Below are 22,804 nucleotides of genomic sequence, written 5' to 3'. Positions count from 1 at the left end.
AGAGGATTTTTGGTTTGTTGGAAGGAATATCTTACATGAAAGCTGTTTAGGAAGCCTGGAAATTGACGCTAGATAGAAGAGCTGTTCCTGAATTAGGAACCGATGCTAAAACTTGGCTGTCATGCTGAGCTTGTCGAAGCATCTCGCGTGCACTGGTAAAATAAGCACTACTGCGGTAGAGATGCTTCGACAAGCTCAGCATGACGTTCTGTTTTTTTTGGATGTTTGAGTATTTGGGAACAAGTCTAGAGCATAACCGTTCTGTGGACTTGCTAAGCAGCTCCATGGAAAAGCCCTGGGTTGAGCTTGTCCTTACCCACATCTTTTCCAGCGGCTGCAATGAAGCTTTCACGCAGTGTCCCGCCGTATTTTTGCTGAATGGCACTGCGAGACACGGCGCTCTACCCCTGCGGGACCCTGCGTGAAGCACATTCGGGCAAGCCCGCCAAAGATGTGGGTAAGGACAAGGGTTGAGCAGGGCTTTTTTGAGGTAAAGGCGAAATCAGAACGGCATTCTGCAGCCAAGGAATCTCGCGTGCTGATGTTGCAGCGCTAGTAATTACCATAGCACGCGAGATTCCTCGGCTGCGCTCGGAATGACGTTCTGGTTGAGCTACGTATTCCGAACGACGTCCGAAATAACAATCTATCCTTTCTTCGTCTTGCTCTTCTCAGCTGTTTTGCCGCCCGCATACGCCACGCGGTAAATCACGCCGTTCGAGTCGTCCGAAATCAGCAGGGAGCCGTCGGTGTGCTGGGCAATGCCGCAGACGCGGCCAAACTGCTCCTTGTTGTTGTTCACCAGCCAGCCCGTCACGAAATCCTCGATGCCGGTAGCCTTGCCCTGGTCGTCAAACTTCACCCGCACGATGCGGTAGCCCGAAGGCTGGGCGCGGTTCCAGGAGCCGTGCATGGTCACGAAGGCATCATTCCGGTACTCTTTCGGGAACTGCGGGCCATTGTTGAACACCATGCCCAGCGGGGCGGCGTGGGCGGCGTAGAGCTGCACGGGCTTCGCGGTTTTGGCCGCGTACTGCTCGGGCGTCATATCGGCGGGCTGGGGGTGGGGCGGCAGCTTGCCGTCGGCGTACACGTAGGGCCAGCCGTAGTCGGCTCCCTCTTTGATTTCATTCAGCTCCTCGCGCTGGTCTTCGTCGCCGAGCCAGTCGATGCCGTGGTCGAAGCCCCAGAGGGCTTTCGTGGCCGGGTGCCAGCCGAAGCCGATGGTGTTGCGCAGGCCTTTGGCAAACACGCGCCGGCCCGAGCCATCGGTATTCACCACCAGCATTGTGGCCTGCTCCTTGTTGCGCTCGTCGCAGGCGTTGCAGGTGCTGCCCACCGACAGGTAGAGCTTGCCATCGGGGGCAAAGTTGAGGGTGCGGTTGGGGTGCTGACCCGCATCGGGTAGGTCTTTATACAGGGTTTTTAGCTCGCCGAGCGTCCCGTCGGCTTTGACATCGGCCACAAATAGCTCCCGAATGGCACTGATGTAGAGCTTGCCGCCCTGCAGGGCCAGGCCATGCAGATCAGGCCGCTTGGCTACTTCCTGCATCATATCCGACTTACCATCCTTGTTCGTGTCGCGCAGCAGCAGCACCGTGCCCTTGGTGCGGTCCGACACGTACACGTCGCCGTTCGGGGCTACGGCCAGCATGCGCGGGTTGCCGGTTTTCTCGGCAAATTTGGTGATGGTAAATCCCGCCGGTGCTTTCAGCTGGGCCACGTAGGCATCGGAGGCCTCCACCTTACCGGGCTTGAAGACATTCACCGCAAAGCCGTCTTTCACAGTTTTCTCGTAGTCGTTCTGGGCCTGGGCCGTGAGGGTGGAAAGCAGCGCCACCGCAGTTACATAGGGCAAAAATCGGATGGTCATACAGCAAGAAGTTGAAAGAACAGAGCTGTCCGGTTTACCGGCGAAACCGCTCAAGGGTTACGGGTTTTTCGGATGCCGGCAGTAGCGCGAAGTGCAACCGAAGCAGCGATGTAGCGACGTGACCCTTCGCGTCGCGTCGCTGAACGAAATCAGCTTGTAGCGTGGACGAGGAGAGGCGAAGAGTCGCGTCGCTACATCGTGCTGCCGGCAGCTCCAGTGCTACTTCACCAGCGTGAGGTCGTAGGAGATGCCCAGCCGAAAACCGTTGTTGAACTCGAACACCGGCAGGCCGGAAACCGGGTCGGATTCGGCGTGCTGGGTAATCTGGTTGAGGTAGTACGCCTCCAGCCGGAAATTGTCGCGCACCTGGTAGCCCAGGCCGCCGGCCACGCGGTTCTGGTTGAACACCTTGCCGGCGTTGCGGCCGAAGCTCAGAAACACCTCATCGAAGGCCGTCAGGTACCATTCGCCAGCGTCGAGGCGCGGGCCTTGCAGCGGCAGCGTGGCCGCCAGCTGGTAGCGGATGCGGCTCTGGTACTGCCAGCTTTGCACGGCCCGGCCCCGGCCTTCCGCCAGCTGGCCCTGCCAGCGCTGCTCCAGCCGCACGCGCTGCTCCAGCCCGAGGTGGCCCAGGGTGTCGCTCAGCTGCACATCCTGGTAGCTGCGGTGCTCAGGAAACGGCACGCCGGTGTCGGCGGTGGGGTAGTCGCCGTAGGGCTGGGTAATGAGGTTGGTGTAGCCGGCGGCTATTGTTACTCTGGGCAACACCTGGTAAGCCCCGCCCAGGCGGGCCAGCTGCTGCTGGGGCTTCGTGAGAAACTGGGTGCGCCGCCACTGGTACTCGGTGTGAATCGTCCATTTCTTCCCGAGCTGATGGTCGCCTTCGTACACAAACCAGCCGATGCTGTTGCGGTCCTGAATGCGCTTGGCCTGCCCGAAAGCGGCAAAAGAGCCGAAGCAAAGAAGAACCGCCGCGCCGCGCCTGAGTAATGCCATACCCGCTAGACGCAGCCTGGCGGCAGGAGGTTATCCGACAAGCGCTGGCCCGGCTTCCCGCCGCCGCACACCATTGGGTGCCAGTGTAAGGCGTGTGTGTCAGCGACCAACACACACCGTACAGTCATACGCTAAACAGTGTGTGTTGGCGGCCGACACACACATTACCATTATGCATCAACATGTGTGTGTGCCGGCCGGGCCGGTTGTATCTTGCGGCCGCCCATTTCCTCTTCCCTGCATCAGGCCTCCTTCCTGCCATGAGTCACGCTACCGAGCTACGGACCGTTCGGGTCCATTTTGGGTTACGCCAACTTGATCTGGCCCTCTGGCTGGGTATCACGCGGGCGCGGCTGGCCAGCATCGAAACCGGCCGCGAGCCGCTGCCCTCCGCCGCCCAGCCCTGGCTGCGCCCCTGGGCCGCCGCCCTGGCCCTGCCCGCCGACGAGGCCACCGAGCCTGCCCCGCCGCCCGTGCCCGCCGCCCTGCTCCCGGCCCTCGGCGGCCCGGCGGCGGCAGTGGCCCGCTTGCACGAGTGCGACTACCAGGCCGGGCACCTGCACCAGCAGCACCTGGCCCTGCTTACCCGGCACCGCCTGGCGGTCCGCCACCTGGCGGCGGGCCTGCTGCTGCGGGCTACCCTGCCGCCCGAAACAGCCCCGGAGCCCCTGGCCCTGGCCCTGCGGCGGCGCTGGCTGGCCCGCCTGCTGGAAACCGCCACCGATACCCTGCGGCCCGAAGCCCCGGCCGGCCCCACGGCGGCGGTCCTGCTCGGCCTCCGGGGCGGGGCCTACCGCCACGAGGCCGCCGCGCTGCGGGCCTGGCTGGCCGGCCGCAAACCTCCCCGCCCGCTTTGCCGTTTGGATGCACACTGACCTGATCCGCGCGTATGCCTCCCCGACTTTTACTACTGTTGCCGCTTAGCCTGCTGACCATATCAGCCCTGGCCCATGCTCCTGCTACTCCCGATTCTGTCCGCGCCATCAGGCTGCCCGAAGCCACGGTAGTCGGCTACGGCACTTACTTACCGCTGCGGCGCACGGCGGCGGGCATCAGCGTGCTCGATGCCAGCGGCATTGAGCGGTTCAATCAGTCGTCACTGGCCGCCGCCGTCAATACCTTGCCCGGCGTGCGGCTGGAGGAGCGGGCCACGGCCAGCTACCGCATCAGCGTGCGGGGCAGCACGCTCCGCTCGCCGTTTGGGGTGCGCAACGTGAAGGTGTACTACAACGATATTCCCTTCACCGAGGCCAGCGGCAGCACGCCGTTCAACCTGCTCGATCCGGCCATCATCGGGCGCATTGAGGTGTTGAAAGGACCGGCTGCCAGCGTGTACGGAGCCGGCACGGGCGGCGCTATTCTGCTGCGCAACCGCCAGCCCGCCCCCGGTGAGTCGCGGGGGCAAGTCGGAGTCACGGCGGGTAGCTTTGGGCTGCGACGCTACTCCGCTCTGGTCGAAACCGCCACGGCAGCCAGCTCCCTGCGGGCCCAGTATGTGCACCAAACCGTAGACGGCTACCGCCAGAATAGCGCCGCGCTGCGCGATGTGGTGGCCCTCGACGGCGAATTCCGACCTTCGGACAAGCAGACCGTGGCGGCCCACGTGCTCTACACCGATATCAACTACCAGCTGCCGGGCGGCCTCACCCGGGCTCAGTTCGAGCAAAACCCCCGGCAGGCCCGCCCCAACGTAGTCAATAGCGCGGGCGTGATTACCAACCCGGGCTCGGTGCTGCAACAGGCTTCCTACGCGTCGCGCACGGCGCTGCTGGGCGTGTCGCACGACTACCGCTTCACGCCAGCCGTTGCCAACAAAACTACGCTCTACACCTCCGGCACCGCCATTCGCACGCCTTCTACCTTCGACTTCGAGCGCAATACGGCCGTGGGCTGGGGTGGGCGCACCGTGTTCAGCTACCAACTGCTGGTGGCCGGGCGGGTGCTGCGCCTAAGCGGGGGCGGGGAGGGGCAAAGTAGCTTCGAGAACTCGCGCAACTATGAAAACAAAGCCGGCAGCACCGGCCTGCTACGCTACGACGACGAAATCCGAACGACTACGGGCTTCGTCTTCGGCCAGGCTGAGCTGGAGCTGCCGCTGGGCCTGCTGGCCACGCTGGGGGGCAGCTACAACCGGCTGACCTACCGCGTCAACCGTGTGGCGGCGTTGCCGGCCGTATCCACTACATATGCCGTTACGCGCCGCTTCGAACCCCAGATTTCGCCCCGGGTGGCGCTGCTCAAGGAAATTACGCCCCGGATTTCGGCCTACGCCAGCGCCGGCACGGGTTTTTCGCCGCCCACCGAGGAGGAGATCCGTCCTTCCAATGGCACGCTCAACACCGGTTTGCAGGCCGAGCGCGGCACCAATTACGAGGTGGGCCTGCGGGGCTCGGTGCTCCACAACCGCCTCACGTTCGACCTGGCTGCCTTCGACTTTCGCCTGCGCCAGACCATCGTGACGCGCTCCGACGACCGGGGCACCCAGCTGTTCTACAATTCGGGCTCCACGCGCCAGCGCGGTCTGGAAGCCGCCGCCAGCGGCTGGCTCTGGCAGCCCGCCCCCGCACCCGCTGCCACGCCCTCCGCAGCAGCCGTGGCCTCGGCGGGACTGCGCCTATGGGGCAGCTACGCCTACAATCGGTTTCGTTTCCAGGAGTATCAGCAAAACGCCAATGACTTCAGCGGCAACCAGCTCACCGGCACCGTGCCCCACACGCTCAGCGCCGGCCTCGACGGCAGCATCCGGCTGGGCTTCTACCTCAACCCGGCGCTTAGCCACCAGGCCCGCCTGCCGCTCAACGACGCCAATACGGCCTACGCGCCGGGCTACTGGACGTTTGCCGTGCGCGGCGGCTGGCGGCAGGTGCTGCTCCGGCATCTGGAGCTCGATGTATTTGCCGGCCTCGAAAACGCCACGGACCGTACCTACAGCCTCGGCAATGACTTGAATGCCGGCGGCAACCGCTACTACCAGGCCGCCCCAGGCCGCAATTTCTACGGTGGCACCACCGTGGGCTGGCGCTGGTAGCTACCGCACGATGCCGAAGTAACGGTTAGTAAAAACTCCTCTACACAGCGAGGCCCGGCCATTCCGAATGGCCGGGCCTCGCTGTGGGAGCCTTACGCTACACCTTTACCGCCTTGCCTTTTTTGGCAGCTTCGTAAATCGCCATGATAGAGCGCACGTCACGCAGACCTTCCTCACCGGGTGTTTTGGGCGTTTTGTTGTCGCGCACGCACTCGGCCATGTGGTCGGGCGGGGCCGCAAACTGGTTGCCTTCCTGTATTTTGGGCTCCCGCTTGCCTTCCTTATCCCCGATTTTCATCGTGTGCTCCTTATAGTCGGAAAGGGGGGCGAGGTCGAGCCGGGCTTTGTCGCCGAACGCCCGGCCGCGCTTCACTTCCGCATAGCTGTAAGAGGTGGTGCAGGAAGCCAGCACGCCACCGGCAAAGCGTAGCGTGAAGTGAAGAGTATCCTCGGCTTCCTTAAAAGCGCGGATTCGATTTGTCGCTGTATTCCTGGGCCGTGATTTCCACCGGCTCTTCGCCCGTGAGGTAGCGCGCCGCGTTCAGGCCGTAGATTCCGATGTCCATGCGTGAGCCGCTACCGGCCAGCTTTCCCAAGGGCTATTCACCAAACAGCCTTATTACTGACAAGACGGCACTGTACTCTTTATGCTTGGTGCCATGGTAACTGGCACCGTACTGTATTTTTTCTACGACCAGGTGGAATTCAATATTATCGGGGTGGTAGTGTCAGTCTTAAGGTTTCATTTGTATCACCCAGCCTGTTTTTCTTCAGGCAAGAGTGAAAACGAAGGACTGAGCTTCTGGTAAGAATAAAATCCTCGTTCAAACTGCGCGTCAGCTAAGCTGTGCATTGGCCTTACAACCAGGGCAAAGAGAAGCCTATGATGTGTTACTTTTGTTTTGGCCTGCACAGGATGTGAACAGGGCAATTAGACACTTCCATCATTGTATGACGCAATTTTATACTCATCAGAAGCACCGTACTACTGCTTATCGGGCTTGGATAGGTTCTCTGACTGGCCTTCTGGCGTTTTGGTTACTTCCAGCATTCGGGGCAGCAACTCCCCATAATTCTGCGACTAGGGCTCTAGATGTACCCGCGCTGGCTACTGTGCTCAATCTCGATGGTACGTTACGGGCTGATGCCCACGGTTCATTCGACGCACGCGGTTACCAGTTTAGCAAAACCCCCGATGGGCTACCTCAGTTTCATTCGGCCAACACGCTTGGTGCCGGGGATGAAAAGTGGCAAGAAGGCTTTGGCATCAACGGGACTGATGATGAAGTGAAGGCCTTGGTTTATTCTCCCGCTGGAGAACTATATGCCGGTGGCAAATTCACAGCGGCTGGTACTGCGCCTGCCATCCGTATCGGTAAATGGGATGGCACCCGTTGGAATGCTTTGGGCACGGGCATTGGAGAGAATGTTCCTTACTACACAGGCACAGACGTAGTAAATGCCATAGCTGTAGATAAGGCGGGCAATGTTTACGCGGGGGGATTATTCACCCAGGCTGGGGGCATTGCCGTTAGCAACATAGCTAAGTGGGACGGCACACAGTGGAGTGCCTTGGGTACGGGCTTAAGCTATACAGTCCAGGCTCTGGCTATTGATGGGGCGGGCAATGTTTACGCGGGCGGCCAGTTCATCCAGGCTGGGGGCATTGCCGTTAGCAACATAGCTAAGTGGGATGGTACGCGGTGGAGTGCTTTGGGTGCGGGCTTGACCTATAGAGTCCAGACCCTGGCTATTGATGGGACGGGAAACGTTTACGCAGCTGGCACCCAGTCGAGTGGTGGAGCATACATTAACAAGTGGAATGGCACTACTTGGAGTCAGTTAGGGACAGGACTCGGAAGTATTTACGGTGAAGTTCGCGCGCTGGTCGTGGATGGCACAGGCAATGTATATGCTGGTGGCGCTTTCAACACGGCTGGGGGCGTTGCCGTAAATAACGTGGCTAAATGGGATGGCACGAGCTGGAGTGCGCTCGGCACAGGCATTCCTGATCGGGTCTATGCCCTGGCCCTGGACGGGGCAGGTAATTTTTATGCGGCTGGTGATGCACAGGGTAGCCGCGTGCTGAAATGGAACGGCACAAGGTGGGTAGTAGTCGCAACTGTCAACAGGATCGTTAGTACGCTCGCCGCAGATGGGGCCGGCGGTGTGGTAGCGGGCGGCACTTTTCAAAGTGCCGGTAGCTTAGAGGCCAATTTCGTGGCCAAGTGGGATGGTACCCGTTGGAGCAATCTTGCCACAGGGCTGAATCGTACCGTCTTCGCCGTGGCGGCGGACGGGAAGGGTAACATTTATGTGGGAGGTAGTTTCACGGCAGCTGGAGGACTAGCCGCTAATCTCATAGCTAAATGGGACGGTACGCGGTGGAGTACCTTGGGCACCGGTCTGGTGGGCGTTGCAGTGTTTGCGTTGGCCGTCGACGGGGCGGGCAACGTCTACGCAGGCGGAAGCTTCACCCGAGCGGGTAATAAATCTGCTATCAGTATTGCTAAGTGGGATGGCACCAACTGGAGTGCGCTGAGTGCTGGCTTAACTCAGGCATCGTATCCTGGCGAGGTCTACGCGTTAGCCGTCGACGGGGCGGGCAACGTCTACGCGGGAGGTTCATTTGGTCAGACAGGAAGCCTTGTCGTGAACGGCTTGGCCAAATGGGACGGCACGAATTGGAGCGCCTTGGGCACTGGCTTTGATTTCACGGTGCGTGCGTTAGCGCTCGATGGGATGGGCACCGTCTACGCGGGTGGCGATTTCACCCGGGCCGGGGGAGTAGCGGCCAATTACGTAGCGAAGTGGGATGGTACCCGCTGGAGTGCCTTGGGCTCCGGTGCACTGTATGCCGTCCGTGCACTCGCCTTTGCTAGGAATGGTAAGCTGTACGCCGGTGGGGACCGTATTTTCAACTTCGGCGTACCTACTTGTCTAGCTGCCTGGGACGGCACGAGTTGGAGCGCAATAACAACCCCAACGGGGGGGCAGGTTAATGCTTTGGCCCTGGATGGGAATGATAATTTGTACGTGGGCGGCTCTTTTACCGCGATAGGAACTATGGCGGCCAAGCGTGTAGCGAAATGGGACGGAACTCGTTGGACTACGTTGGGGACTGGCCTAAATCAGGAGGTACGTGCTCTGGCGGTACGTGGTGCCTCGCCGCTATGTGTCGGAGGGGAGTTTAACGCCGTTGGTGACGGAAGTAAAGTCACCGCTTATGTTGGGCTGTATGATACAGGGGCAAGCCCGCTGTCCATGCATACACCGTTACGTCAACGGAGTGCGGTCATTCAACTCTACCCAAATCCAACTCAAAGTCGGTTCATTGTCAAGTGTTCAGCCGGCCGAATAGAACAGGGCCAGTTGCTGAATAGTCAAGGACAAGTAATTCGGCACCTGTCACCATCTACCCTCCAGACGGCTGTGGATATACGGGGGCTAGCGGCAGGAGTGTACACAGTACAAGTAGTAGTGAAAGGGGAAGTGGTAAGCCAACGCTTAGTGGTGGAGTAGGGTGGAGGGTCGTTCGTATTCATCAGCATCCTGCTCACCCGTAAAATAGTGATGAACAGGTTGACGGCATATGCTTTGGCCCAGGCTGCGAAGCCATCGGAAGAAGCTGAGCGCAACGGCCATCGTGTCCGAGACGCTATAGCGTGAGCAGGAGCTCAGAGTGAGCGAGATTGCCTGGCTCCTGCGCACCCCGAAAGTCATGCTATGGAAATACCTGCGCTATTGGAACGTCGTCAAGTGTGTTCGGAATTTTCTAAATAAGCCAATTCTGTGCTCAACAGGACACGAAAATCAAAATTCTAAACACGCTCTTAGCGTGCGGTTTTTCCGTTTTCTGAGAGACCCCTTGAAAGAGACAACTGTACGCTGTTTCAGACGCGGACGCCAGACCAGGCAACCATGCACTGATTTTTAACCACAGCCTGATATCTTGGCGGCACTAGTCTGGTCTGCTTCCGCTGCTACATGGATTCCACTTTGCGTATTGAGCCTCTGACTGCCGTTCACTACCCGGAAGTGGCCGCCATTTACGCCGCTGGCATAGCTACCGGCAATGCCACTTTCGCCACCGACGTTCCCGACTGGCCTGCCTGAGACCAAAGCCACTTACCTGCTTCCCGTTTCGTAGCCACGGCTGCCGATGGCGTAGTAGCCGGCTGGGCCGCCCTAACGCCCGTTTCGGGCCGGTGCGTATATCGGGGCGTATCCGAAGTAAGCGTGTATGTGAGCCCGGCCCACCAGAGGCGCGGGGTGGGCCGGGCACTGTTGCGGCACTTGGTTCAGGCCTCAGAGGCCGAAGGTATCTGGACGCCGCAAGCCGGCATTTTGAAAGAAAATGCCGCCAGCCTGGCCCTGCACCGGCAGCCTGGCTTTCGGGAGGTAGGCATCCGGAAGCGGCTGGGCCAACTCGATGAGCAATGGCGCAATGTGTGCCTGCTGGAGCGCCGCAGCACGGTGGCCGGGGTGTAGCGTGCGTGCCTACTCGGCCGTGGGCAAGGCCAGCACGGGCAGCGTGGCATGCCGGATAACCTGCGCCGTGATACTATGGTGAAACAAGCGGCCCACCACACTGTGGTGGCGCGCCACCAGCACCAGCAAGTCGGCCTGCACGGCCTGAGCCGCCTGCGTGATGCCCTGCGCAATATCCAGGTTGCGAATTCCGCGGGAGTGCACAGGTTTTTCCAGGCCCGCCAGCAGGCCCGCCGCCCGCACGCGGCCCAGTGCCGCCGTACACGAGTCGTCGTCTTCGGGCTCGGCTACGTGGGTCACCGTGATGGTGGCTTGCAGCCCCAGCAATACCTGCTGCACGGCCAGGGCGGGCAGCGTCAGGCGAAAAGCGTCGTTGTCGGCGGCTATGACGATGCGGCGCGGCGCTTGCGCGACCGTAGTGGCCGGCACAATCAGCAGCGGGTAGTGCGTGGCCCGCAGCAACGACAGCGACGTGGTCGTGACCAGCTCGTCGGGCAGCTCTTCCATGTCGGGCTTGCCCAGCACGATGAGGGCCGGCCGGTGCTGCTCCACGACCTCCATAATAGCGTCGGGCGAGCGGCCGGCGGTTACGGCCGCTATGCCTGGGCCCGCCAGGCGCTTGATCCGCTCATCGAGGGCCACGGCTATTTCTCCCTCGCTGCGGTGCGGCACCGCGCCCGTAAAAGCTTCCGGATCGAAGATGGAGTTCCGATTGACGTGCAGCAGGATCAACGGAACCTGTAGCTGGGTGGCCAGGGCGGCCGCGTAGTCCAGGGCGGCGTCGGCGGCGGGCGTAAAATCGGTGAGTACGAGCAGGGGAGCAGACATAGCGCAGATCGTTGGCGGTTGCCTTCCTCAACGTAGCGGCCCGCGAGTCGGTTGAAATTCCGCGCTTATTCTTCCGGGCTCGCCGCCTTACCAGTGAAGTTGTTTAGAAACTAGCCTTGTTCCCAAATACTAAAAAGGAGGCGTCATGCTTCGACTTCGCGGACGCCAGATCAAGCATGATGTTCTGTTTTTTTGGATGTTTGAGTATTTGGGAATAAGGCTACCTGCCCGAAACACGCTGAGGCATCATGTCGACTATTCTGCTTGAGGCGCAGAATGGTCGACATGACGTTCTATTTCACTTTCTAAACCGCTTTAGGGCCGAAGTACCGCCGCCGGAGCCAGAAGGCTACCCGCACCAGCGCAATAAGCGCGGGCACCTCGATAAGCGGCCCTACTACGCCGGCAAACGCCTGCCCGGAGTTCAGCCCAAACACGCCGATGGCTACCGCAATAGCCAGCTCAAAGTTGTTGCCGGTGGCCGTAAATGCCAGCGCCGTCGTTTGGGCGTAGGTGGCGCCCAGCCATTTGCCCAGCAGAAAGCTCAACAAAAACATCAGCCCAAAATACAGGCACAGCGGCAGGGCCAGGCGCAACACATCCAGCGGAATCCGGACGAAGACTTCGCCCTTCAGGCTAAACATGACGACGATGGTGAACAGCAGCGCCAGCAGCGTAAGGGGGCTAATGGCGGGCAGAAATACCTGCTCGTACCACGCGCTACCCTTCCAGCGCCGCAGCCCCACCCGCGACAAAAAGCCCAGCGCAAACGGAATACCCAGATACGTAAGTACGCTCTGCGCGATGCTACCGATGCTGATGGCCACGGCGTAGCCCTGCAACCCGAAATAAGGCGGCAATACGGTGATAAACAGCCAAGCCAGCACACTGTAGAAAAGCACCTGAAAAACGGAGTTCAGCGCCACCAGCCCGGCGGCATATTCCCGGTCGCCATCCGCCAGATCATTCCAAACCAGCACCATGGCAATGCAGCGGGCAATGCCAATCAGAATCAGGCCCATCATGTAGTCGGGCCGGTCGGGGAGCAGCCAGATGGCCAGCAGAAACATCAGCAGCGGCCCCACCACCCAGTTCAGCACCAACGACAGCGCCAGAATGCGCACGTGACGAAAGATGCGCCCCAGCTGCTCGTACTTCACCTTGGCCAGCGGCGGATACATCATCAGAATGAGGCCCAGGGCAATGGGCACGTTCACGGTGCCAACGGTGAAATACTGCACGGCCCGCTCGATGCCCGGCACCGCGTAGCCCAGCAGTACGCCGGCGGCCATGGCCAGAAAAATCCAGAGGGTCAGGCCCCGGTCGAGGGCCGAGAGCTTGTTGCGGGCTACGGCACTGGCAGTAGGTGCTAGCGGCGGCTTGGGAGAAGACATAGAGCGGTTCTTGGGTTGGTGTAGGGGTGTAGTCTGCTGTTCGCGCCGTTTGGTGTTCCCGCATCGTTCAACGCCGAGACGCGAAGGGTCGCGTCTCTACATGCCGTACACCGACCTGAAATTTGCTCTAATAGGGTTAGTAGGCTCGGCGGAGCATGGCGGCGTACTCGTTGGGCAGTGGGCTGGCTTCCAGGGTCCGGGCGGCTAGCTCCACATCGTAGGTCACGCGCACCACTTCACTGCGCAGCCCGTCGGGAGTGGTCAGGGAAGTGGCATCGTCGAGGTGCAGAAGCAGGTAAGCTGCCCGTGGGTCGCCATCCTTGGGTTTGCCCACCGCGCCTACGTTCAGCGCATGGCGGTAGCGCCGCTGGCCGCTGTGCTCGTAGGCCAGCACCCGATGATAGGGTTTGTGCGTGTGCCCGAAGAGAAGTACATCGGCCTGAGCCTCGGCCAAAATGCGCAGCAGGCTCGGATCGGGCCGGTCTTCGAACAGATATTCGTTGATTTTGCGGGGCGAGCCGTGCACCATCAATAGGTTGAGGTCGCAGGGCTGCTGCTGGAAATCAAGCCGCATATGCTTGGGCAGGTAGCGCAGGTAGCGCCTTTCCGCCGCGCCCACCACGTGGTTCGTGTAGGCGATGCTCTGGGCGCCGAGGGCTTTTTCCGTCTCGGTTTTGTAGGCGCAGCCGCACTCGTCACTCTGCAGGCCGATGCCTTGGTCATAATTGCCGGCCAGCGTGGGAATTCCCCGCTTGCGAATGGCGGCAATGACCTCGTTGGGCCACGGCGCGTAGCCCACTAAGTCGCCGAGGCAGAAACTCATATCAGGCTGCCGCTTGTCCAGGTCGGCCAGCACGGCTTCCAGCGCGGGTAGGTTGCTGTGCACATCGGAGAAAAAGGCAATGGTCATAGTGGGGAAACAAGCGGCTGGCTAGCTACCACAGCAGGCGGCTGAAGGTGCATCCGGACTGGGCGCAACCGTCAGCGGCACCGCGAGTAGCAGCGGTGCGGCCGCACTGGTGTGGGCCGGGGCTATGCAGCAAGCCGTGGCTTCGGCGGCGTCCTGCTCGTAGCGCGGGTCGTTGAATTCCGCATCCTCGTGGAAATAATACACTTCCCACTCAACGCCGTCGGGGTCATTGACCCAGAACTTGTCCTGTTTGGCGTAGCAGCAGCTGGTTCCAATTTCTTCCCGCTGCACCAGACCCAGGCGCTTGGCGGCGTCCAGGCGCTGCTGTAGCTCGGCCATTGTTTCGACCTGAAAGCCCAGATGGCCAAAATCACCGCGCACCCGCGCCGGATTCTCCACGAAGGAGATAATCAGCGACGGAGTATCCAGCATGTACTTGGCGTAGCCTGGCCGAATTTTGGTGGCTGGCTGTCCAAAGAAGGCAGTGTAAAAATTGACGGTTGCCGTCAGGTCCGCGACATACAGGCTGACGTGCATGCGGGGAAAAGTTGGAGAGCTCATGGCGAAAGAAAGTAGGGGAGGAAAAGCTAAAACGGACGCACCCGACTGTGGTGCGCTTAGCAGTTGCAGTCGAAGCCGGTGGTGGCGGCCGCAAAAAAAGTGACGAACTGCTGTTGCACCTGGCGCAGCAGCTCCACGTTCAGGCAATAGCACACCGTGAGTCCGTCAATGTCTCCCCGAATCAGATTCAGCGCCTTGAGCTCCTGCAGGTGCTGCGAAACGGTGGTGCGGCTCAGCGGTAGCTCGGCCGCTATATCCCCGGAAATGCAGGTTTTTCGGGTGGCCAGCAGTTCAATAATGGCAATGCGGGCCGGATGGGCCAGCGCTTTGGCCATTCGCGCCAGATCTTGCTGGCTAGCCGTGAAGTCGGCGGTTTTGGCGTAGGTCATGCTAAGGCAATGTTGTATGACGTAAACATACGTCATTGCGATTCAAAAAGCTATACTGCCCAATCAATTGTGTACTGCCGATCAAAAAAAGGCCACTCCAGCATCTGCTGAGGTGGCCTTTTAGGGAAATCTCACCGAAGTTATGCCCTCAGTAAAAGCGTGCGAAATGTCATGCCGAAACAACTTGGCTACTGCGACAGAGATACACGCACTACGCGGAAGCTAAAGCAAGCGGGGCCATTCGGGGCTTTTCAGATCCAGCCGCCAGTCTAGCGGTTGTTGTCGTCGATGGAGTTATTCGACTCAATGATGATATCGTCGGTTGGGTCGCCGGTGGTGCTTGGATTGGCACCGCTGGAAATAGTATCGTCCGGAATGCCGGCCGTTTCCTCATCCAGCCGTGCCGAAGTATCCAGGGTGCCTTCCTCGTCGCGCTTGTAGGTATACAGCTCATCATGGTGCTGCTGCTGCTCCGGGCTCATTTTAGCGCCGTCGTTTTGGGGCTCATCGGCGGCGGCTTTCTTTTGGTTATCCATTGGGAAGGAGTAGAGTGGTGGTAAAGGCAGAAGTAGTGTGGCTTAGCTCAACGTATTATCGTCGATGTTTTCGGGGCCGGTGCTGCGGTTGGCCTCTTCCTCGCTGCTCCAGTTGCGGGTGCCGCTGCCGTAGCGCGGGTCATCGGCCTTGTAAGCCTCGCGCCGCGTCTCGGCGTCTTCTTCCTGCGTGGCTACTACCGTAGCGGTGGCGCGGTTCTGAGGCGCAGCACCGCGCTGGTCGGGCTCGGTTATGTTGGGCGCCGCCACACCCTCGGGGTTGTTGCCCGCCTGGTGCGAATACACATCCGGGCTGGCAGCAGGAGTCGCCTCTACGCCGCCAAATTCGCCGTAGGCTGGCGTGCCGGCGGGAGTAGCAGGCGTGGCCGGATTTGTGCCGTCGGCATTGGGGGCAGTGGCGCCGGCGCGGGCAGCACCTTCCCGCAGGTTTTCGGCGCGCTGGTGGTCGTCTTTGCGAAACTCGCTGAACTCGTCCGGATTATCGTTGCTGCCGTCGTTGGGGTGGGTTTGCATGGCTCGAAGAAGAGTAAAAGGAGAAGAGTGAAGGAGTAAATGGCCCGAAAGCCATAGTATGCCAACATGTACGCAGCCCACCCGGATTTGGCTACGGCCAGCAGCAAAATCAGGCTTCACAGACCGCCAGCCACCTTTTGGAGCGTTGTTAAAACGTTGCTCTGGAGCAACCTGCGGAAGTTGGAGCCCGCTTGTCGAGGCAGTGTAGATCACCTCGATCTGCGGCCGGTAGATGAAGCAGGATATAGACCGTAGACCTGTTCCTGAATTAGGAACCGATGCTAAAACTTGGCTGTCATGCTGAGCTTGTCGAAGCATCTCGCGTGCACTGGTAAAATAAGCACTACTGCGGTAGAGATGCTTCGACAAGCTCAGCATGACGTTCTGTTTTTTTTGGATGTTTGAGTATTTGGGAACAAGTCTCGTGTTTTCAACTCCCAAACCGGCTCCTGCTTTACTAGCGAACAGCCCGATGCAAGCGCATCTCTGGTTCCTGGCTGTAGATTATAGTTGCCGCACAAGTTGCCGCACATCATACCCAGCGCTCCTGCTTACGTATGCAGACCAATCCGTTTTCTCCCTTCCCGACATCTCTTTTTGCTACCCCAATGAAACCAGTCATTACCCACCATCCGGAAGAACAAGCATTCTATGCTCATCTGAACGGCTACGAGTCGGAGCTGACGTACAGCCGCCCCGAGGCAACGGTCATTGATTTCACCCACACGTTTGTCGACGAAAAGCTGCGGGGGCAGGGGGTAGGCGACGCCCTAGCTACCGCTGCCTTAGCCTACGCCCGAGCGGAGAAGCTGCGCGTCAAAGCGACCTGCACGTTTATGCGGGCCTATGTGCAGCGGCACCCGCAGTATCAGGAGTTGCTGGCCTAAGGTAGTGCTAGCTAGCGGCTGTTAGGCCGCGCAACGCAGCCAGCTGCCTTGGTCCACTAGCGCTAGGCTCACCACCCGGCGGCAACGGCTGTACGCCATACGGCTACTGTAAAATATCAGGTTGCAAAATGCTTCCGATAAGGATGCGTATCAGGTGCCATGGGTGGTGTGCAACCCTCTCCACGTTGCTTTTTCGTCTGGTGGTTTGCGTATATTTAGAGCCTCGCTTGCACCCTACGCCGGATGGAAATTCTCCACGATTCTTCTTCCCTGTCCATAGCGTACGACGGCGTTAACCGCTGGCTGTACGTCGAGTGGAAAGGACCGCACAATGAGGTATCGGCCGTAACTGGCGGCGACCTGGTGCTACGCCTGTTGCGGCAGTGGCCTTGCGAGAAGATGCTCAACGACAATAGCCAGGTAACGACGGACTGGGACAAAGGCGCGGCGTGGGTGGGCGGCCACTACTACGAGCAACTAGCCCAGCACGGGGTCCGATTCGTGGCCTGGGTATATCCACCCCACTGGCAGGCCCGCAAGTCGATGGATAAGGCCATGCTGTTCGTTACCCGCCCCATGGTTGTTACCTTCGATGACGTTGCTACTGCTTACGAATGGCTCCGCCTGAGTATATAACCGCTATTCCCGACTGCCACAAGGAGCCGGCGCTGGTGCAGGCTGGTCCTCGTGGCAGCCGGGAATAGCGGCTGAAACAAAGTTTGTTTTCGGGAATAGCGCAGAGAGACAACAGAATTCAGAAGGCTTACGCAGCTTGCTCCTGAAGGATAACAGCTACCCGGAAAAACTCCTCGTCGGTTGAAGAATACGTCCCGGCCTGGACGGCCGGGGCGGCAGCTTGCGCCATACCGCCGTGGCGAAGGAAGAAGGCGTTGACTTGGGCCAGCACCGGGGCCGGATCATCGGAATCCAATTCGGCTACGATATCTGCCATCGACGATATATTCTCCTGGGTTGTAAGCATGTAGCCCGGCTCATAGAGCCAGGAATACAGAAACAGAGTGGTGCCATCCTGGGCAGCATGTGCATGCCGATACCGTACGTCCGTAGGCGGAATGTAGGCACCTTCGCCGTAACGACTTGTGGGATACACGGAGTAGCTGGGTAGCAGTGGGACAAAGCCGAGGGTACGCAGGTAGGTATCTTTCATGGCTATTTTTTTGATGCAACACCGTCTACGGCTGGGAGCCGTTAGAGTGCATCCAAGATGGCTGACTTATAAGCGAATAGAAAGGAAGATATGCCAGCAATTGTGACATAGTGAGAAAGCTATAAAACCACTATGAGCCTGTCGCAGCACCTTCTGCTGCGGCCGCACCAATAAAATTACGCTGCTCAACCGTAGCGAATTGTGACACTGGTTGCACCCGTGACTGGCGTGGCTCAACGAAAGCTGACCGCGTAGTGCTTGTTGCTACGGGCAGCCTTGGCGGTGTGCCGCTGTATAAGCCGCATCTGCCTTGTATGGCAGCTGGTGTACTGAATACGGTGAGCGTCGGATTCCAAGCCCGACAGTAAAGGATGTATTTCCTAATCCATTGTTGGGCTTTGCGCGTATAGCAGACATCTCACTCATATCTTTCTCTCTCTCTCATGATGAAGCAATTTCTTTCCACACTTGCCTTGGCCGCTGTTTTTAGCGTTGGTACTTCTTCAGTTGCTGTGGCCCAGGAAGCCATGAAATCAAAGTCGGACTCGGACAAGATGAAGACCAAAGAAAACGGCGTGACGACCAAGTCTAAAGTGGCCGACGACGGCAAGGTCAAGATGAAGGGCAAAGCCAAGGACGGCAGCAAGATGAAAGCCAAGACCAAGCCGACCGAAGGCATGGACAAAGCAATGGCCGGCGTATTGGTAGGTGGTGCCATGATGACCCCCGACAAAGACATCGTTGATAATGCCGTGAATTCTACGGAGCACACTACGCTGGTATCGGCTGTGAAAGCAGGCGGCCTCGTCGAGACGCTGAAAGGCGCGGGTCCCTTCACCGTATTTGCTCCCACTAATGCTGCTTTCGACAAGCTCCCGGCTGGCACCGTTAACACGCTGGTGATGCCCGAGAACAAGCAGAAGCTCGGCACCATTCTAACTTATCACGTAGTATCGGGCCGCCTTATGGCCGCTGACCTCATGGACGGTCAGACACTGACTACGGTAGAAGGCGAAACGCTGACAGTCATGAAAAAAGGCAATTCCGTGATGCTGCGCGACGCGAAAGGCGGCATGGCGAACGTGACGATTCCGAACGTCGTATCGAGCAACGGTGTGACCCACGTTATCGACGCGGTGCTGATGCCCACGAAATAGTATCGGTTTACTGTAGCTCCACAGTATAGCTTTGTTGATCAGGCTGTTATTTAGAAGCTCACGACAACCAGACTATTATTTTTTTCAGAAAAAGGCCCGTAGATTCTTCTGCGGGCCTTTTTGGTGTTATCAAATCGGACAAGCCACTAGAACGGACCGGGGCTACCGAATGATTTGCGGATATTTGTCTCATCATTCCATTTTTCTTTCTGAACATGAAACACCTCTTCGCATGGGTTTTGGCCGCTGCAATGAGTATGAGTATGGCCGCTATGGCCCAGGTGATGCCGCCACCGGCACCTGCTACCCTGCAGGGGCAACCCCTGAAAGACTGGCTGCGCACCAACTGGTACGATGGCAAGCGGGTAGATTTGGGCTATAATGTGGCCCGGGGCAAGATGTATAACTACATCGACGTCTACAATGGCCAGCTTACGTGCGTCTACTCGGGCTATTCGGTGCCCAAAACCCTGGACTCGGCCGCTACCGGCACTACCAACGTAGGCCGTATCAACTGCGAGCATAGTATTCCGCAGTCGTGGTTCGACCAGGTGAGCCGGATGCGCTCCGATATTCACCACCTCTTCCCTACCTACGACACCTGGAACTCGAACCGGGGCGACGACATGCTCGGGGACGTGCCCGATACGCAAACCCAGATCTGGATGCGTGGCACCGTGTCCCAGGCCACTATTCCTACTGCTAATATTGACGAGTGGAGTGAGGATACGCCGGACGTTTTTGAGCCGCGCGAAGACCACAAGGGCAACGTGGCCCGCTGTGCGTTTTATTTCTACACCATGCACCAGGGCCAGACGTTCGACGCTGGCAAGGAGGTGATTACGGCCCTGGGCGACCTGCAGACCCTCTATAAGTGGCACCTGGCCGACCCCGTGGACGCCCGGGAGCGGGAACGGAACCGCCGTACGGCCAAGAGCCAAGGCAATTTCAACCCCTACATCGCCTATCCGGAGCTAGTGGCCCGGGCCTACGGCCTGATCGTGCAGCCGACATTTGCCTTCACGAACTCGACGGGCACTATTCTGGAGGGCAACACCGGCACTAGCATCTACACGACTACTGTCACGGTAAATCCCGCCCCAACCTCCACCATTACGGTGCAGGTAGCGGTGGATGCCGCCAACTCGACGGCCACCAACCCGGCCGACTACAGCTTTTCGACGCAGACGCTGACCTTCGCCGCTGGCGAAACCACCAAGACCATCAGCGTGACGGTGAACGGCGACACGCAGCCGGAGGCCGATGAGGTAGTACAGCTCACGCTGACTAACCCCAGCACCGGCAGCAGCACCGGCGGGGCCGCTACACAGGCTTTGGTCATTACCAACGACGACGGCGAAGCCCCCACGGTTAAGTTTGCCTCTATGAGCGGCTCACTGCCGGAAGGCAACACGGGCACGCAGACCTACACCGTCAACGTAACCTTCACCGGCACGCCCACCACGACGGCCGTTACGGTGCCCGTCACGGTAGTAGCGGCCTCCACAACGGCCGATGCCGCCGATTATACGCTCAATACGACTTCCCTGACCTTCGCGGCTGGCCAGACGAACCAGACGCGGCCGGTGACCATTACGGTAAATGGAGACTTGATACCCGAAGTCGGCGAAGTGGTCTATCTGCGCCTGGGTACGCCTACCAGTGGAGCCATCGTTGGTACTCCCGGGGGCCATGCCTTCACTATCAGCAACGACGACCAGCCGCCGACAGCCGGTAACTGTAGCCGCCTATTTTTCTCGGAGTATGTAGAAGCCAGCTCGGGTAATACCAAGGTGCTGGAAATCTTCAACCCGTCGCCCTTCGCCATCGACCTGGCTGGTAAGCGCGTCTCGCTCTACACCAACGGCAGCACGACGCCCGTAGTGCAGCAACTCACGGGTAGTATTGCCGCTGGCGACGTGTATATTATTGCCAACGCCGGCTCTGTGGCCTCCGTACTGGCCGATGCCGATCTGACTTCCAACGTCACGTTTTTCAACGGCGACGATGCCATTGCTCTGTTCGATGGCACCGATACGCTGGACGTAATCGGAGTAATCGGGCAGCAGCCCGCGGCCAGCGGCTGGGTTATTCCCGGGGGCGGCACCACGACCAACAACACGCTGGTTCGCAAGAACACGGTAGGCCAGGGCGACGCACGCTGGTCGCGCGGGGCAGCCACCTGGCAGGCCGTGGGAGCCGATGTGTACACCAATATCGGCAGCCACAGCTCATCGTGCCTGACGCTGGGCACCAAAGCCCCGGCAATAAGTACTAACAAGCTAGAGGTATACCCCACGCCTGCCACGCAGCAGCTGCATGTGCGTCTGCCCGAGCTGGCTGTTCGCACCGAGGCCACTATCAGCCTGTTCAATGCTCTGGGCCAGCAGGTTCTGACGCGGCGGCAAGTGCTGGGCGGTGCTTCAGCGGAGGCCACGCTCGATGTGCGCAGCCTGCCGGCGGGCCTCTACACGGTGCGCGTAGCTGTTGGCAACAATTTCTACACCAGCCGGGCAATAGTACAACCGTAACACCGGTTGGTATATCCGAAAAAGCCCTGGTTTCCTTGCGAAACCAGGGCTTTTTCGGATATACCCAGTTGCCGACGATACCTGGCTTCCTACCCAACGCCCGTACTTTGGAAACTACTGAACACGTAATTCATATAAGTGCCGACACTTGGGCTTCTTGTGGTTGAGGTGGTGCCGCCACCGAAGGCGGGAGCCAGGCTCCGTTGCTGGCCGAGGAGCTGGCCGGCTCCTCGGAAGCGGTCTACCTGCTGCGGCAGATGGCCGAGGGCCAGCGCCGGCAGGATGAGCGCATCGATACCTGGGCGCGTGAACTGACGGTGGTGCAGGATACCATCGGCCTGAGCAAGGACCTCGACATAGTGAAAGAGGTGCAGTAGCGCAACGGCATCACCAGGTAAGGCCTCCAAAAAAGACCTGAATATTGGAGGGTTTTCCGACTTGCCGTAACAGCCCCGAAAACACGGTTTTTCGGGGCTGTTTTTTGATTGGAAAAGGTTAATTAACTTTCAGATTCCGAATACTATTCTTCCCTGAGAACATCAATTCCTTTTACTACTATCCATGTATGGACTACCCGCCCCAGTCTTATTAGACGTCGAAGGTCATCCGCTGCTCCTTACTGAAAGCTCAAAATCCTATCAAGATCCCCATAACCAACCATCGCTAACTCAGCATGTAGAGATAGGCATTATGTTGGTCTTTCCAAAGGAGCCGTTTGATAAGGATGGTAACCCAAGGCGAATGAGCCTTGATAGCCTTACTGAACAACAGAAGATTGATTATGTGCTTTTGCAAGGGCTAATCAATAATTGCATTATTAATGCAGAAGATATTAATAGGAAGCTCAAAAGGGCGGATAGAATAATATCATTTGGACCTAAAGCGCTCGATGGTGTCGAACCAACGCTTGATTTTATGGGCTCGAAAAATAGAGTATTATGTTTTGTTAGAACAACAGAGCCCTACAAGGCATTAGCAGACAAGCCCTTGCGAAGAAGCTTTGACAGATTCGTAATCTACAGGAACATTTTTACGCATGGAAAGCTGCGAATACGGATGCCGGAAGGTCTTTTCTATATAGAACATATTGATAATCATGCTAAAAAGACAGCATATATGTCTATTGACGTCGAAGTCGTTGAGGTATTTCTTGCAACGTATTCTCAACTGTCCCAACTGCTAAAAGATATTGAAGCACTTTGGACGAAAGAGAACTCCTAAGCAAATGAGAGTAGCCATCTACGCCCGGGTGTCCACCAAAGACAAGGGCCAGAGCACCGACAACCAGCTGCCCTACCTGCGGCGCTATGCTGCGGCCCACGGCTATGAGGTGTACCAAGAGTATGTCGAGGAAGAGTCGGGTGGTACCGGCAACCGTGGCCAGTTCAAGGCAATGTTGTCTCGTCCGGCTATAGCTATACAGGTGGAGGGAGTAATCCGGCCTGCGCTTTACAGGCCGGGTTGGTAATCCGGATTGGACTTTACAGGCAGACAAGATAGGCAGCGGTTTTTCTTCCGCCGCTG

Annotated in this window: 23 protein-coding genes and 1 pseudogene; 12 read left to right on the top strand and 12 right to left on the bottom strand. The window is 58.8% G+C overall.

What is annotated here, in order from left to right:
• Positions 1 to 646 precede the first annotated feature (646 nt).
• Together E5J99_RS17215 and E5J99_RS17210 are read right to left on the bottom strand one after the other, a co-directional pair.
• Positions 647 to 1,873, bottom strand: coding sequence for a PQQ-dependent sugar dehydrogenase (locus tag E5J99_RS17215; RefSeq protein WP_135499059.1), 1,227 nt, complete (start codon positions 1,871 to 1,873; stop codon positions 647 to 649).
• A 219-nt stretch (positions 1,874 to 2,092) separates the two neighbouring features.
• Entirely contained in the window at positions 2,093 to 2,869 is a 777-nt protein-coding gene (locus tag E5J99_RS17210) for a DUF2490 domain-containing protein (RefSeq protein ID WP_135499058.1), read from the bottom strand.
• Positions 2,870 to 3,129: 260 nt separating this feature from the next.
• Between E5J99_RS17210 and E5J99_RS21375 the strand changes: the two genes are divergently transcribed.
• Both E5J99_RS21375 and E5J99_RS17200 read left to right on the top strand, forming a co-directional pair.
• The gene (locus E5J99_RS21375; RefSeq protein WP_167852195.1) at positions 3,130 to 3,744 is read left to right on the top strand and encodes a helix-turn-helix transcriptional regulator; all 615 of its coding nucleotides are present in this window, start codon (positions 3,130 to 3,132) and stop codon (positions 3,742 to 3,744) included.
• A gap of 14 nt (positions 3,745 to 3,758) precedes the next feature.
• On the top strand, positions 3,759 to 5,897 hold the full coding sequence (locus E5J99_RS17200) for a TonB-dependent receptor (RefSeq protein WP_135499057.1): 2,139 nt from the start codon (positions 3,759 to 3,761) through the stop codon (positions 5,895 to 5,897).
• 97 nt (positions 5,898 to 5,994) lie between these two features.
• On the opposite strand, the gene E5J99_RS17195 is transcribed toward E5J99_RS17200, so the two are convergent.
• The gene (locus tag E5J99_RS17195; RefSeq protein ID WP_245319067.1) at positions 5,995 to 6,369 is read right to left on the bottom strand and encodes a Gfo/Idh/MocA family oxidoreductase; all 375 of its coding nucleotides are present in this window, start codon (positions 6,367 to 6,369) and stop codon (positions 5,995 to 5,997) included.
• Positions 6,356 to 6,463 carry a hypothetical protein gene (locus E5J99_RS22310; protein WP_394345956.1) on the bottom strand — a complete coding sequence of 36 codons (108 nt, stop codon included), beginning with the start codon at positions 6,461 to 6,463 and terminating at the stop codon, positions 6,356 to 6,358. The genes E5J99_RS17195 and E5J99_RS22310 overlap by 14 nt, the downstream gene beginning before the upstream one ends.
• 547 nt (positions 6,464 to 7,010) lie before the next feature.
• Between E5J99_RS22310 and E5J99_RS17190 the strand changes: the two genes are divergently transcribed.
• The 3 genes and pseudogenes from E5J99_RS17190 to E5J99_RS21910 form a co-directional block, all read left to right on the top strand.
• Positions 7,011 to 9,419 (top strand): T9SS type A sorting domain-containing protein, encoded by a 2,409-nt coding sequence (locus E5J99_RS17190; protein ID WP_167852194.1) that lies wholly within the window; start codon positions 7,011 to 7,013, stop codon positions 9,417 to 9,419.
• A 465-nt stretch (positions 9,420 to 9,884) separates the two neighbouring features.
• Positions 9,885 to 10,013 carry a GNAT family N-acetyltransferase gene (locus E5J99_RS22080; protein WP_262713035.1) on the top strand — a complete coding sequence of 43 codons (129 nt, stop codon included), beginning with the start codon at positions 9,885 to 9,887 and terminating at the stop codon, positions 10,011 to 10,013.
• Between the two features lie 27 nt (positions 10,014 to 10,040).
• Positions 10,041 to 10,388, top strand: a pseudogene (locus E5J99_RS21910) (N-acetyltransferase family protein); the annotation flags it as partial.
• Positions 10,389 to 10,397: 9 nt separating this feature from the next.
• Here E5J99_RS21910 and E5J99_RS17180 read toward each other — a convergent pair.
• From E5J99_RS17180 to E5J99_RS17150, 7 genes are all read right to left on the bottom strand, one after another.
• A complete protein-coding gene (locus E5J99_RS17180; RefSeq protein WP_135499054.1) occupies positions 10,398 to 11,216 on the bottom strand; it encodes a universal stress protein in 819 nt (272 codons plus the stop codon).
• Positions 11,217 to 11,521: 305 nt separating this feature from the next.
• The gene (arsB, locus tag E5J99_RS17175) at positions 11,522 to 12,610 is read right to left on the bottom strand and encodes an ACR3 family arsenite efflux transporter (RefSeq protein WP_135499053.1); all 1,089 of its coding nucleotides are present in this window, start codon (positions 12,608 to 12,610) and stop codon (positions 11,522 to 11,524) included.
• Positions 12,611 to 12,746: 136 nt separating this feature from the next.
• On the bottom strand, positions 12,747 to 13,520 hold the full coding sequence (locus E5J99_RS17170; protein ID WP_135499052.1) for a metallophosphoesterase family protein: 774 nt from the start codon (positions 13,518 to 13,520) through the stop codon (positions 12,747 to 12,749).
• 21 nt (positions 13,521 to 13,541) lie between these two features.
• On the bottom strand, positions 13,542 to 14,081 hold the full coding sequence (locus E5J99_RS17165; RefSeq protein WP_135499051.1) for an ArsI/CadI family heavy metal resistance metalloenzyme: 540 nt from the start codon (positions 14,079 to 14,081) through the stop codon (positions 13,542 to 13,544).
• 56 nt (positions 14,082 to 14,137) lie between these two features.
• Positions 14,138 to 14,470 carry an ArsR/SmtB family transcription factor gene (locus E5J99_RS17160; RefSeq protein ID WP_135499050.1) on the bottom strand — a complete coding sequence of 111 codons (333 nt, stop codon included), beginning with the start codon at positions 14,468 to 14,470 and terminating at the stop codon, positions 14,138 to 14,140.
• 269 nt (positions 14,471 to 14,739) lie between these two features.
• Positions 14,740 to 15,006 (bottom strand): hypothetical protein, encoded by a 267-nt coding sequence (locus E5J99_RS17155; protein WP_135499049.1) that lies wholly within the window; start codon positions 15,004 to 15,006, stop codon positions 14,740 to 14,742.
• A 42-nt stretch (positions 15,007 to 15,048) separates the two neighbouring features.
• A complete protein-coding gene (locus tag E5J99_RS17150) occupies positions 15,049 to 15,537 on the bottom strand; it encodes a hypothetical protein (protein ID WP_135499048.1) in 489 nt (162 codons plus the stop codon).
• A gap of 608 nt (positions 15,538 to 16,145) precedes the next feature.
• Here E5J99_RS17150 and E5J99_RS17145 point away from each other — a divergent pair.
• Together E5J99_RS17145 and E5J99_RS17140 are read left to right on the top strand one after the other, a co-directional pair.
• Positions 16,146 to 16,424: a GNAT family N-acetyltransferase gene (locus E5J99_RS17145; RefSeq protein ID WP_167852193.1), complete on the top strand. Its 279-nt coding sequence runs from the start codon at positions 16,146 to 16,148 to the stop codon at positions 16,422 to 16,424.
• A 243-nt stretch (positions 16,425 to 16,667) separates the two neighbouring features.
• Positions 16,668 to 17,060, top strand: coding sequence for a hypothetical protein (locus E5J99_RS17140; RefSeq protein ID WP_135499046.1), 393 nt, complete (start codon positions 16,668 to 16,670; stop codon positions 17,058 to 17,060).
• Between the two features lie 127 nt (positions 17,061 to 17,187).
• On the opposite strand, the gene E5J99_RS17135 is transcribed toward E5J99_RS17140, so the two are convergent.
• Positions 17,188 to 17,592 carry a hypothetical protein gene (locus tag E5J99_RS17135; RefSeq protein WP_135499045.1) on the bottom strand — a complete coding sequence of 135 codons (405 nt, stop codon included), beginning with the start codon at positions 17,590 to 17,592 and terminating at the stop codon, positions 17,188 to 17,190.
• 647 nt (positions 17,593 to 18,239) lie between these two features.
• Here E5J99_RS17135 and E5J99_RS17130 point away from each other — a divergent pair.
• The 5 genes from E5J99_RS17130 (at position 18,240) to E5J99_RS17115 (ending at position 22,748) form a co-directional block, all read left to right on the top strand.
• A complete protein-coding gene (locus tag E5J99_RS17130) occupies positions 18,240 to 18,749 on the top strand; it encodes a fasciclin domain-containing protein (protein WP_245319063.1) in 510 nt (169 codons plus the stop codon).
• Positions 18,750 to 18,964: 215 nt separating this feature from the next.
• Positions 18,965 to 21,280, top strand: coding sequence for an endonuclease (locus tag E5J99_RS17125; protein WP_135499043.1), 2,316 nt, complete (start codon positions 18,965 to 18,967; stop codon positions 21,278 to 21,280).
• A gap of 203 nt (positions 21,281 to 21,483) precedes the next feature.
• Positions 21,484 to 21,657: a hypothetical protein gene (locus E5J99_RS21370; RefSeq protein ID WP_167852192.1), complete on the top strand. Its 174-nt coding sequence runs from the start codon at positions 21,484 to 21,486 to the stop codon at positions 21,655 to 21,657.
• A gap of 184 nt (positions 21,658 to 21,841) precedes the next feature.
• Complete coding sequence (locus E5J99_RS17120) at positions 21,842 to 22,501, top strand: hypothetical protein (protein ID WP_135499042.1); 660 nt, start codon at positions 21,842 to 21,844, stop codon at positions 22,499 to 22,501.
• 4 nt (positions 22,502 to 22,505) lie between these two features.
• Positions 22,506 to 22,748 carry a recombinase family protein gene (locus E5J99_RS17115; protein WP_135499041.1) on the top strand — a complete coding sequence of 81 codons (243 nt, stop codon included), beginning with the start codon at positions 22,506 to 22,508 and terminating at the stop codon, positions 22,746 to 22,748.
• The last annotated feature ends 56 nt before the right edge of the window (positions 22,749 to 22,804 follow it).

The organism is Hymenobacter elongatus (assembly GCF_004745955.1).
Taxonomy (GTDB): Bacteria; Bacteroidota; Bacteroidia; order Cytophagales; family Hymenobacteraceae; genus Hymenobacter; species Hymenobacter elongatus.
Note: the sequence above shows the minus strand (reverse complement) of the source record. Positions and strands in the feature narration are given on the sequence as shown.